We start from the raw sequence: 12,659 nt of genomic DNA on the forward strand, positions 1-12,659 counted from the left end.
ACCGCCGAGCGGCCGGCTTCGGCCGCGCCCTGGTGGGGGGCGGTCAGCAGCGACAGCAGGACGACGGCGACCCCCGCGACGGTGTGGTCGCCGGGGTCGCGCCGCGCCGCCGCGATGCCGAGGACGGGCCCCTCGCTGTCACCCAGGGCGTACGCCGTGAGGTGGGTGCTGTCCGCGGTGTCCGTCGCCGAGGTGGGGGCGGAGGGCGCGGTGGTCTGCGGGGTCACCACCGTCGCCAGGCGGCGCAGCGCCTCGCGCGCCGCCGGCGACTGGGCCCTGCCCGTCGCGTGCAGCTCCGTGCCGTCCGGCGCGAACAGGACGGCGCTGCCGTCGAGCCGTACCGCGAGCTGGCGCAGGACGGCCGGTACCGGGTCGGGGCGCGCGGCGGCGGCCGCCAGGCCCTGCTGGGCCTCGGTCACCCGGCGCAGTTCGCGGTGGCGCGCCTCCGCCATCAGCCGCCACACCCCGCGCGCCACCGAGGTGAACGGGGTGTGCGGCGGTACTTCCAGCAGCGGCAGCGCATGCCGCTCGCACGCCTCGACCAGGAAGGGCGGCACCGTGTCGTACACCGGTGTCACCCCGAAGCCGAGCGCCGCGGCGCCCGCCTCGACGACCCGCGCCACATAGCGGTCGGCGTTCGCGCCGGTGAGCTGCACGCCCGCGGTCAGCAGCAGCTCACCGCCGAGGAGATACGGGTACGGGTCGGCCATCTCCGACGTGTGCACCCAGTGCACCGGTACGTCGACGTCGACGCCGGCGGCGGCCGACGGGCCCGCCACCAGCCTCAGGTCCAGTGTCCGGTCCGCGAGCATCGCGCTCAGCGGGATCGGCGGGGTGGGCGGGGACGCTGTGGGGTCCGGCATGGATGATCCATCCAGCTGCGGCGGTGAGAACAGAGGAAACGTACACTTCTTCGTTTGCCGGTGGCCACCTAGCGTCTTCTCGCAAGGCAGCCGACGAGACGGAGGACAACCATGGGTGTCGACTACGCGGTGATCGTGGTCTATCTCCTCGGCATGCTCGCCATGGGCTGGTGGGGCATGCGCCGCGCCAAGTCCAAGAGCGAGTTCCTGGTGGCGGGCCGCAGGCTCGGCCCGTGGATGTACTCCGGCACGATGTCGGCCATCGTCCTCGGCGGCGCCTCCACCATCGGCGGTGTCGGCCTCGGCTACACGCACGGCCTGTCGGGCGCCTGGATGGTCTTCACCATCGGCCTCGGCATCCTGGCGCTGTCGATCTTCTTCTCCGCGCGCATCGCCCGGCTCCGGGTCTACACCGTCTCCGAGATGCTCGACCTGCGCTACGGCGGCCGGGCCGGACTGATCTCCGGCGTCGTGATGTGGGCCTACACGCTGATGCTCGCCGTCACCTCGACCATCGCGTACGCCACGATCTTCGACGTGCTGTTCGACATGAACAGGACCGTCGCGATCATCCTCGGCGGTGCGATCGTCGTCGCGTACTCGACGCTCGGCGGCATGTGGTCGATCACCCTCACCGACATGGTGCAGTTCGTCGTCAAGACGCTCGGCGTGCTGCTGCTCCTGCTGCCGATCGCCGTGGCCAAGGCGGGCGGTTTCGCCGAAATGAAGGACCGGCTGCCGCACACGTACTTCTCACCGTTCGGGATCGGCGGCGAGACGATCTTCACCTATGTGCTGATCTACACCTTCGGCATGCTCATCGGACAGGACATCTGGCAGCGGGTGTTCACCGCGCGCGGCGACAAGGTCGCCCGCTGGGGCGGCACCGTCGCCGGGACGTACTGCCTGGTGTACGCGCTGGCCGGCGCGGTCATCGGGACCGCCGCCAAGGTGCTGTACCCGAACCTGGGCAGCGCGGACGACGCGTTCGCGACCATCGTCAAGGACGAACTGCCGGTGGGCGTAAGGGGTCTGGTGCTGGCCGCCGCGCTCGCCGCCGTCATGTCGACGTCGTCGGGCGCGCTGATCGCCTGTGCCACCGTCGCCAACAACGACATCTGGTCCCGGCTGCGGGGGAGGGTCCGCGACGAGGACGGGAGCGACCGCGACGAGGTCAGGGGCAACCGCGCCTTCATCCTGCTCATGGGCGTCGGCGTGATCGCCGTCGCCATCGCGCTCAACGACGTCGTCCAGGCGCTGACCGTCGCCTACAACCTCCTCGTCGGCGGGCTGCTCGTACCGATCCTCGGCGGCCTGCTCTGGCGGCGCGGCAACGTCAACGGCGCGCTGGCCGGGGTGAGTGTGGGCGGCGTGGTGGTCGTCGCGCTGATGGCGGGCTACGGCGTCCTCGCCAACGAGCCGATCTACTACGGGCTGCTCTCCTCGCTCGTCTCCTACGTCGCCGTCAGCCTGGCGACGAAGCCCACCGACCCCGCCGTACTGGCCGCCTGGCGCGAGCGCCTGGCCGGCCGTCCCGACCCGGCGCCGGAACACCCGAAAACCGAAGAAAGCAGGCAGCACGCATGAGCGCCACCGCGCAGCCGCGAGGCCCCGTCGACTCCTCCCGCGTCCCCCGCTACGCGGGACCCGCCACCTTCGCCCGGCTGCCCAGGCTGGACGAGGTCGGCAGCGCCGATGTCGCCGTCGTCGGCGTCCCCTTCGACGCGGGCGTTTCCTACCGGCCGGGCGCCCGCTTCGGCGGCAACGCGATCCGCGAGGCGTCCCGGCTGCTGCGCCCCTACAACCCGGCGCAGGACGCTTCGCCGTTCGCACTCGCGCAGGTCGCCGACGCCGGCGACATCGCGGCGAACCCGTTCGACATCGGTGAGGCCGTCGAGACCATCGAGGGCGCAGCCGACGCGCTGCTCGCCACCGGCGCCCGGCTGATGACGCTCGGCGGCGACCACACCGTCGCGCTGCCGCTCCTGCGGTCCGTCGCCAAGAAGCACGGCCCGGTCGCGCTGCTCCACTTCGACGCCCATCTGGACACCTGGGACACCTACTTCGGCGCCGCCTACACCCACGGCACCCCGTTCCGCCGGGCCGTCGAGGAGGGCATCCTCGATACCGAGGCGCTGTCCCACGTCGGCACGCGCGGACCGCTCTACGGCAAGAGCGATCTGGACGACGACGCGAAGATGGGCTTCGGCATCGTCACATCGGCCGACGTCATGCGGCGCGGTGTGGCCGAAGTCACCGACCAGTTGCGCCAGCGCATCGGCGAGCGGCCGCTGTACATCTCCGTCGACATCGACGTACTGGACCCGGCCCACGCGCCGGGCACCGGAACGCCCGAGGCGGGCGGTCTCACCTCGCGCGAACTGCTGGAGATCATCCGTGGTCTGGCCTCCTGCCGGCTGGTCTCGGCCGACGTGGTCGAGGTGGCCCCCGCGTACGATCATGCGGAGATCACGTCCGTGGCCGCATCGCACACCGCGTACGAGCTGACGACGATCATGTCCCGGCAGATTGCGGACGCGAAGGCTTTGGAGGCTGCTGCGCAGTGACACACGACCACCACGACGAACCGGTCCGGCTGACCCCCGAGCAGACGGCGGCGGCCCTCGCGCCGCCCGCCGGGCGCACCGGCGGCGACCTCGTCGTCGAGTCGCTGTACGGCCTCGGCGCCACCACCGTCTTCGGGCTGCCGGGCCAGCACGCGCTCGGCATGTTCGACGCGCTGCGCCGCTCCGACCTGGCGTACATCGGGCTGCGCGTCGAGAACAACGCGGGCTTCGCCGCCGACGCGTACGGCCGGGTCACCGGCGAGGTCGCCCCGCTGATGCTGTCCACCGGGCCCGGCGCGCTGACCTCGCTCGCCGCGCTCCAGGAGGCGGCGGCGGCCTCGGCGCCCGTCCTGGCCATCTCCAGCCAGGTGCCGTCGGCCGGGCTCGGCGGCGGCCGGCACGGCTATCTGCACGAGCTGCGCGACCAGCAGGCGTCGTTCCGCGACATCGTGAAGTCCGTGCACACCGTGCGCACCGCCTCGCAGATCCCCTCGGCGATCGCCGCCGCCTGGGAGTCGGCGCTGACCGCCCCGCACGGCCCGGTCTGGGTGGAGATCCCGCAGGACGTGCTGCTCGCGGAGACGACGCTCCCGGTGGTCTCCGCGATGGACGCCACCCCGCGCGACCTCGACCCCCGCCCCGAGCTGACCGCCGTCGCCGCGCATCTGCTGTCGCAGGCGGCCCGCCCCGCGATCATCGCGGGCGGCGGGGTCGTACGGGCCGACGCGGCGGGCAAGCTCCGCGCGCTCGCCGAGAAGCTGGCTGCGCCGGTCGTCACCACCTGCGGCGGCAAGGGCGCCTTCCCCTGGGAGCACCCGCTGTCGCTCCAGTCCTGGCTGGAGGACCGGCACACCACCGACTTCCTCGAAGACGCCGACGTGCTGCTGGTGGTCGGCTCCGGGCTCGGCGAACTGACCTCGAACTACCACACGTTCCGGCCGCGCGGCCGGGTGATCCACATCGAGGCCGACCTCGGCAAGCTGGAGTCCAACCACCCGGCGCTCGGCATCCACGCGGACGCCAGGACCGCCCTCGCGGCCCTGCTGGACTCGGTGCCCGAGCGCACCGACCTCCAGGCCGCGTCGGCGGCGGCCACGGCGTCGGTCCGTACCGTTCTGGAGCGGGTACGGGCGCGGCTCGCCGCACAGGACCTGAGCGTGGAGCAGCGGATCCTCGCCTCCGTGCGTGACGCGCTGCCCATGACCTCGCCGAGCTTCTGGGACATGACGATCCTGGCGTACTGGGCCTGGTCGGCCTGGCCGGGCCCGATGCACTCGGGACAGGGAGCGGGCGGCCTCGGCTACGGCTTCCCGGCCGCGCTCGGCGCCGCTGTCGCCGACCGTACGAAGCCGGTGCTGGCGGTGTCGGGGGACGGCGGCGCGATGTACTCCATCGCCGAACTGGCCACCGCACGCCAGTACGACCTGTCAGTCACCTGGCTGATTGTGGACGACGGCGGGTACGGCATCCTGCGCGAGTACATGACGGACGCGTACGGCGAGACGACGGGCACCGAACTGGCCCGCCCCGACTTCGTCGCGCTGGCCGAGTCCTTCGGCGTCCCGGCGACCCGTACCAGCATCGACGCGCTCCGCGACGACCTGGCGAAGGCCCTCGCGACGCCGGGTCCCTCGGTGGTCGTGCTCCCGGCCCTGCTCAAGATGTTCGCGCCCTCGCACCTCCCCGAAGGGTCCTAGGACCAAGGGCCCGTATTTATTACGGCGGGATGAAACGCGAGGTCGCCTACGTTGGAGCCTTCCGGCAGAACAGCACAGCGGGAGGCGGCATCGGTGGCGGCAGGACAGGCGGAGGACAGGACAGCGGCGGAGGAACCGACGGCGGGGGAAGGCCGGGCGGGGGGCGCGGCGCAGGGCGGGGCGGGCGACCGTGAGGCCCCCGCGCAGAGCTGGGTGCGGCGGCTCGCCGGATACGCCTGGCGCTACCGCACCAAGGTGCTGATCTCCCTCGGCGCCTCGCTCGTCGCCATGGCCGTCACCGCCTTCATCCCGCTGATCACCAAGATCGTCATCGACGACGTGATCGGCTCGGGCACCCGCTCCCTCGCCGTCTGGACCTCCCTGTTGATCGCCTCGGCGGTCGTCGTCTACTTCATGACGTACCTCCGCCGCTACCACGGCGGCCGGGTCGCCCTCGACGTCCAGCACGATCTGCGGACCGAGATCTACCGCACCATCACCCGGCTCGACGGGCGGCGCCAGGACAAGCTCTCCACCGGCCAGGTCATCGGGCGCGCCACGAGTGACCTGCAGCTCATCCAGGGCCTGCTCTTCATGCTGCCGATGACGATCGGCAACCTCCTCCTCTTCGTGGTCTCGCTGGTGATCATGGCGTGGCTCTCGCTGCCGCTGACGCTGATCGCGCTGGCCGTCGCCCCCGCCATCTACGTCATCGCCCGCCGCAGCCGCACCAAGCTGCACCCCGCCACCTGGTACGCCCAGTCGCAGGCCGCCGCCGTCGCGGGGGTCGTCGAAGGCGCGGTCACCGGGGTGCGCGTCGTCAAGGGCTTCGGCCAGGAGGACCAGGAGACCGGCAAGCTCCGCGCGGTCGGCGGACGGCTGTTCGCCGGGCGGCTGCGCGCCATCCGGCTCAACGCCCGCTACACGCCCGCGCTCCAGGCCGTACCCGCCCTCGGCCAGGTCGCGATGCTGGCCCTCGGCGGCTGGCTCGCCACCCGTGGCCACATCAGCCTCGGCACCTTCGTCGCCTTCTCCACGTATCTCTCCCAGCTCGTCGGCCCGGTCAGGAGCCTCGCCGTCGTGCTGACCATCGGGCAGCAGGCCAGGGCGGGCGTCGAGCGGGTCCTCGAACTCATCGACACCGAACCGACCATGACCGAGGGCACGAAGGAACTGCCCGCCGACGCCGAGACGTCCGTCGAGTTCGACGACGTGTCCTTCGCGTACGAGGAAGGCCGGCCGGTACTCGACGGCTTCTCCCTGGAGATGCGGGCCGGCGAGACCGTGGCCGTCGTCGGCTCGTCGGGCAGCGGCAAGTCCACCATCTCGCTGCTCGTACCGCGCTTCTACGACGTGACGCACGGCGCCGTCCTCGTCGGCGGCCACGACGTGCGCGAGCTGACGTACGACTCGCTGCGCGGCGCGATCGGGCTCGTGCCCGAGGACAGCTTCCTGTTCTCCGACACCGTCCGCTCCAACATCGCCCAGGGCAAGCCGGACGCCACGGACGAGGAGATCTACGCCGCCACCCGCGCCGCCCAGGCCCACGGCTTCATCAGCGCGCTGCCCGACGGCTACGACACCAAGGTCGGCGAACAGGGGCTGACCCTCTCCGGCGGCCAGCGCCAGCGCGTCGCGCTGGCCCGCGCGATCATCTCCGACCCGCGGCTGCTGCTCCTCGACGACGCCACGTCGGCGGTCGACGCCCGGGTGGAGCACGAGATCCACGAGGCGCTGCGCGGGGTGATGGCCGGGCGGACGACGCTGCTCATCGCCCACCGCCGCTCCACGCTCAACCTCGCCGACCGGATCGCCGTCCTGGAGGCGGGCAGGCTCGCCGCCATCGGCACGCACGAGGAGCTGCAGCGCGACTCGGCCCTCTACCGGCGGCTGTTGACCGACCCCGAGGAGCTGGGCGAGGTCTCGCCGGGCCATGTGGCGCTCCCCGACGCGGAGGCGCTCGCCGAGGCGGCACTGGCGGACGAGCACACCGTACGGGAGGAGCTGGACGCCGAGTTCGACGCCGAGCGCGGCATCACGTCGGCGCTGTGGGAGCGCGACGAGACCCCGCACCCGGACTCGGCCGCGCCCGGCGCGACACCCGAACTGCTCGCCCAGGTCGAGGCGTTGCCGCCGGCCGCGGACATCCCCGAGGTGGACGAGGCACGCGCGGTCGCCGCCGAGGAGTCGTACGGTCTGCGCCGGCTGCTGCGCGGCTTCGGGCTGCCGCTGCTGGTGAGCCTGTCGCTCGTCGCCGTGGACGCGGGGATGAGCCTGCTGCTGCCTATCCTGATCCGGCACGGCATCGACGAGGGCGTGAACAAGCTGGCGCTCGGCGCGGTGTGGGCGGCCTCCGCGCTCGGTCTGCTCGTGGTCGCCGTCCAGTGGGCCGCGCAGATCGGCGAGACCCGCAAGACCGGCCGCACCGGCGAACGCGTGCTGTACGCACTGCGGTTGAAGATCTTCGCGCAGCTCCAGCGGCTCGGCCTCGACTACTACGAGCGCGAGCTGACCGGCCGGATCATGACCCGGATCACCACGGACGTGGACGCGCTGTCCACGTTCCTGCAGACCGGACTCGTCACCGCCTTCGTCTCCGTCGTCACCTTCTTCGGCATCCTCGCGGTGCTGATGGTCATCGACATCCAGCTGGCGCTGGTGGTCTTCGCGACCCTGCCCGTGATGTTCGCCGGTACTTTCTTCTTCCGCCGCAAGAGCGTCAAGGCGTACCAGCTGGCGCGTGAGCGCATCAGCGTCGTCAACGCCGACCTTCAGGAGATGGTCTCTGGACTGCGCGTCGTGCAGGCGTTCCGGCGCGAGAGGGACGGCGACGCGCGGTTCACGGCCCGCAGCGAGCACTACCGCGAGGCCCGGGTCCGGGGCCAGTTCCTGATCTCGGTCTACTTCCCCTTCGTCCAGCTGCTGTCGTCGGTGGCCGCCGCCGCCGTGATGATCGTCGGCGCCGGGCGGGTCGAGGCGGGCACGCTGACCACCGGCGCGCTGGTCGCCTACCTGCTCTACATCGACCTGTTCTTCGCGCCGGTGCAGCAGCTGTCGCAGGTCTTCGACGGCTACCAGCAGGCGACGGTCTCGCTGGGCCGGATCCAGGAACTGCTCCAGGAGCCCACCTCGACGGTCGCCGCGGGGAAGCCGGTGGTGGTCACCTCGCTGCGCGGCGAGATCGCCTTCGAGGACGTCGACTTCACGTACACGAGCGAGAGCGTGGGCAAGGAGGAGGCGGCGCTGCGCGGGGTCGATCTGCGGATCCCGGCGGGCCAGACCGTCGCCTTCGTCGGCGAGACGGGCGCCGGCAAGTCGACGCTGGTCAAGATGGTCGCCCGGTTCTACGATCCGACGGGCGGCCGGGTCACGGCCGACGGCGTCGACCTGCGCGACCTGGACCTGACGGCCTACCGCCACCGGCTCGGCGTCGTGCCGCAGGAGGCGTACCTGTTCGCCGGTACGGTCCGTGACGCCATCGCGTACGGGCGGCCCGAGGCGACCGACGCCGAGGTCGAGGCGGCGGCCCGCGCCGTCGGCGCGCACGAGATGATCGCGACGCTGGACGGCGGGTATCTGCACGAGGTCGCCGAGCGCGGCCGCAACCTGTCGGCGGGCCAGCGGCAGCTCATGGCGCTGGCCCGCGCCGAACTCGTCGACCCGGACATCCTGTTGCTCGACGAGGCGACGGCGGCGCTGGACCTCGCGAGCGAGGCCCTGGTCAACCAGGCGACCGACCGGCTCAGCGGACGCCGTACGACGCTGGTGGTCGCCCACCGGCTGACCACGGCGGCGCGCGCCGACCGGGTGGTCGTGATGGACCACGGCCGGGTCGTGGAGGACGGCACCCACAGCGAACTGCTGGCGCTGGACGGGCGGTACGCGCGGCTGTGGGCGAGTTTCATCGGCGAGGGATTCGTGGGCGAGGGCGAGCCCGCCGTGGTGTGAGGGCCCCCGCGGTGCGGGTGGGGGTCTGGCGGTGCGGGTCGGGGACGGGTTAGGTTCGCGGCGTCTGACATGAACACAGGGAGTGTGAATGCGCAAGGCGCTGAGATGGCTGTTGTCCCTCGTGCTGCTCATAGGCGCGGCGAGCACAGCCGGTGCGGCCACCGCCGCCGAACGTGACAGTGCGGCCCACCAGACCGCCGGGGCCGCCACGGCCTCCCAGGACATCAAGGACCGTATCCTCGCCATCCCGGGGATGAGCCTGATCCAGGAGAAGCCGTACGCCGGTTACCGCTTCTTCGTCCTCAACTACACCCAGCCGATCGACCACCGCCACCCGTCCAAGGGCACCTTCCAGCAGCGGCTGACGCTGCTGCACAAGGACACCAGCCGGCCGACGGTCTTCTTCACCGGCGGCTACAACGTCTCCACCAACGCGAGCCGCAGCGAGCCGACGCAGATCGTGGACGGCAACCAGGTCTCGCTGGAGTACCGCTACTTCACCCCGTCCCGGCCGCAGCCCGCCGACTGGTCCAAGCTGGACATCTGGCAGGCGGCCAGTGACCAGCACCGGATCTTCAGCGCGCTGAAGAAGATCTACCGGGCCAACTGGCTGGCCACGGGCGGCTCGAAGGGCGGGATGACCGCCACGTACTACGAGCGCTACTACCCGCGTGACATGGACGGTGTCGTCGCGTACGTCGCGCCCAACGACGTGGTGAACAAGGAGGATTCGGCGTACGACCGGTTCTTCACCCAGGTCGGCACCAAGGAGTGCCGCGACAAGCTCGACGCGGTGCAGCGCGAGGCGCTGATCCGGCGGGCGCCGCTGGAGAAGCTGTACAAGGAGTGGGCGGAGGCCAACGGCGCCACGTTCACCACCGTCGGCACCCTCGACAAGGCGTACGAGGCGGTCGTCCTCGACTTCGTCTGGGCGTTCTGGCAGTACAGCCTGGTGTCCGACTGCGCGGAGATCCCGGCCGCCACCGCGTCCGACCAGGAGATCTACGACATCGTCGACCAGATCTCCGGCTTCTCCGCCTACACGGACCAGGGTCTTGAGCAGTACACGCCGTACTACTACCAGGCGGGCACCCAGCTCGGCTCGCCCGACATCAAGCAGTCGTACCTGGGCAACCTGAGCCGCTACGGCTACCAGCCGCCGCGCAACTTCGTGCCGCGCGACATCCCGATGAAGTTCGACCCGCGGGTGATGCCGGACGTCGACAACTGGGTCCGGCACCACGCGGACCACATGCTGTTCGTGTACGGGCAGAACGACCCGTGGGGCTCCGAGCGCTTCCGGGTCGGCCACGGGGCGCGTGACAGCTACGTGTTCACGGCGCCGGGTGCCAACCACGGTGCGAACGTGGCGGGTCTGGTCGCCGACCAGAAGGCGAAGGCCACGGCCAGGATCCTCGACTGGGCGGGCGTCGCACCGGCCGCCGTCCAGCAGGACGAGGCGAAGGCGAAGCCGCTGGCGCGCTTCGACGCGAAGCTCGACGCACGGAACATCGAGCGGGAGCCGGCGCTGAGGCCGTAACTCGCCGGTGCTGAGGGCGGGAGAGGAATCCTCTCCCGCCCTCAGCCATGCCGGGGTCCAGGCCGGACGGGTTTAGTAACCGAGCCCGTACCCGATGGGATACAGCTCCCGCGCCGGGTCGTCGGCGCGCTGTACGGGGACGGGCAGCCGTCCGCGCGGGCGCGCCTTGCCCGCGATCACCCGCGCCGCCGCCCGGAGTTCGACGTCGGTCCAGGCGTAGGCGGCGACCGAGGCGCGTACGTCCGGCAGTTGGGCGATGTCGTACGGATTGCGGATGGAGAGCGTGACCACCGGTACGCCGGTCGCGATCAGTGAACTGACCAGCGTGCGCTGCGAGCTGGTCGCCGAGACGTTATAGGTGGCGACGACCACCACGTCCTTGCCCTCGGCCGCGGCGACCGCCGCGTCGATCTGCGCCGCCGTCGGGGCCGTACCGGTGGACAGGGCGGTGGCGTCGAAGCCCAGCTCGGTCAGGGCGCCCGCGACGACCTTGGTGGGCGGTCCGTCCGAGAGCGAGGGCGAGGCCGGATCGGCGCCGACGACGAGCACTTCGCGCTGTTTGCGGCGGCTCAGCGGCAGCAGCCCGTCCTTGTTGACGAGCAGCGTGGTGGTCCGCTCGGCGATCCGGTCGGCCGCCGCCAGATGCGCGCGGGTGCCGACGACCCGGTCCACCTCCCGCTCCGCGACGTACGGATCGTCGAACAGGCCCAGCCGGTCCTTGAGTTCGAAGATGCGCAGGACGGACTCCTCGACGCGCTCCTCGCTGATCTCACCGCTCTTGACCGCCGCCAGCACGGAGTTGTAGGCGAGCGGGAAGTCCGGCGGGTTCAGCAGCTGGTCGATGCCGGCCTTGACGGCGAGGACCGGCACCCGGTCGTCGCCGTATTTCTCCCGTACGCCGGCCATGTCGAGCGCGTCGGTGATCACGACACCGTCGTAGCCGAGCTGCTCGCGCAGCACGCCGGTCACGATGGGGTGCGAGAGCGTCGCCGGGTCACCGCTCGGGTCGAGGGCGGGGACGATGATGTGCGCCGTCATGATCGCCGTGATGCCGGCGTCGATCGCGGCCTTGAACGGCGGGGCGTCGATCTCCGTCCACTGCTCGACGGTGTGGTTGATGGTCGGGATGGCGAAGTGACTGTCGTCCTTCGTGTCGCCGTGCCCCGGGAAGTGCTTGACCGTGGAGGCGATCCCGGCGCTCTGGTACCCGCTGACCTGCGCGGCGACCAGGCCGGCGACGGCCTGCGGGTCCGCGCCGAAGGAGCGTACGCCGATGACCGGGTTGGCCGGATTGACGTTCACGTCGGCGTCCGGCGCGTAGTCCTGCCGGACGCCCATCGCCGCCAGCTCGGCACCGGCGATCCGGCCCGCCGTACGGGCGTCGTCGTGCGAGCGCCCGGCCCCGTACGCCATCGCGCCCGGCAGCAGCGTCGCGGGCTTGCCGATGCGGCAGACGATGCCGTGCTCCTGGTCGGTGGCCACCAGCAGCGGTACGGGGGTCTCCTTGGCGAGACCGGCCTTCTGGATGCCGTTGGAGAGCGCGGCGATCTGGTGCGGGTCGCGGGTGTTGTGCGCCCAGGCGAAGTAGATGATCCCGCCGACGTCGTACTTCTCGATCAGCTCGGCCGCCGTGCGGACGCCGATCTCGGTGAGATTGGCGTCGATGTCCGCCTGGTCGGGAGCGGTCGCCGAGTGCCCGTACACCCGCATGACGAAGAGCTGCCCGACCTTCTCCTCCAGGCTCATCCGGGCGATGACGCGGCGGAGACGGGCGCGCGCACGCGCACTGTCCCGCCGCCCCGGCACCGCCGCCGTGGCGGTCGTGGTGACGGCGGCAGTCGAGGCAACGGCTGCCGCCGCTACGGCGGTTGAGCTGAGGAGGGTGCGTCTGGAGATGTTCCGGTCGTGCACAGGTGCTCCTTCCGGCCGTGCGCTGTGAGGGGTGAAGGAAACTTTCAGGGGTTCACCGTTATCCAGAAAGTAACTACCAGTCAAGGGGTGCGCGGCTGAAAGGAGGACGCGCGGGGCCCGCCACGACAGCGCC

General features: G+C 71.4%; 7 protein-coding genes. 5 read left to right on the forward strand and 2 right to left on the reverse strand.

The genetic code is table 11. From position 1 onward, the window contains the following. The coding region (locus HY68_RS45190; protein WP_241778595.1) for a PucR family transcriptional regulator ligand-binding domain-containing protein at window positions 1–863 on the reverse strand (863 nt) is incomplete at its 3' end. Window positions 864–974: 111 nt separating this feature from the next. Here HY68_RS45190 and HY68_RS16490 point away from each other — a divergent pair. The 5 genes from HY68_RS16490 to HY68_RS16510 all read left to right on the forward strand — a co-directional run bounded on the left by HY68_RS16490 (window position 975) and on the right by HY68_RS16510 (window position 10,615). After that, window positions 975–2,450, forward strand: coding sequence for a sodium:solute symporter (locus tag HY68_RS16490; protein ID WP_041989474.1), 1,476 nt, complete (start codon window positions 975–977; stop codon window positions 2,448–2,450). Continuing rightward, window positions 2,447–3,430, forward strand: coding sequence for an agmatinase (gene speB / locus HY68_RS16495; protein WP_041989477.1), 984 nt, complete (start codon window positions 2,447–2,449; stop codon window positions 3,428–3,430). Before HY68_RS16490 ends, speB begins: the two co-directional genes overlap by 4 nt. Next, window positions 3,427–5,127, forward strand: a complete 1,701-nt coding sequence (locus HY68_RS16500) for a thiamine pyrophosphate-binding protein (protein WP_041989480.1) — start codon at window positions 3,427–3,429, stop codon at window positions 5,125–5,127. The genes speB and HY68_RS16500 overlap by 4 nt, the downstream gene beginning before the upstream one ends. A gap of 213 nt (window positions 5,128–5,340) precedes the next feature. Then, a complete protein-coding gene (locus tag HY68_RS16505) occupies window positions 5,341–9,075 on the forward strand; it encodes an ABC transporter ATP-binding protein (protein ID WP_041996269.1) in 3,735 nt (1,244 codons plus the stop codon). Between the two features lie 88 nt (window positions 9,076–9,163). Continuing rightward, complete coding sequence (locus HY68_RS16510) at window positions 9,164–10,615, forward strand: S28 family serine protease (RefSeq protein ID WP_041989483.1); 1,452 nt, start codon at window positions 9,164–9,166, stop codon at window positions 10,613–10,615. A 72-nt stretch (window positions 10,616–10,687) separates the two neighbouring features. Here the strand turns inward: HY68_RS16510 and HY68_RS16515 are convergent, their stop codons facing one another. Beyond that, window positions 10,688–12,526: a glycoside hydrolase family 3 protein gene (locus tag HY68_RS16515; protein WP_041989486.1), complete on the reverse strand. Its 1,839-nt coding sequence runs from the start codon at window positions 12,524–12,526 to the stop codon at window positions 10,688–10,690. Window positions 12,527–12,659: the final 133 nt, after the last annotated feature.

Origin of the sequence: Streptomyces sp. AcH 505 (assembly GCF_000818175.1) — a bacterium.
Classification (GTDB): Bacteria; Actinomycetota; Actinomycetes; order Streptomycetales; family Streptomycetaceae; genus Streptomyces.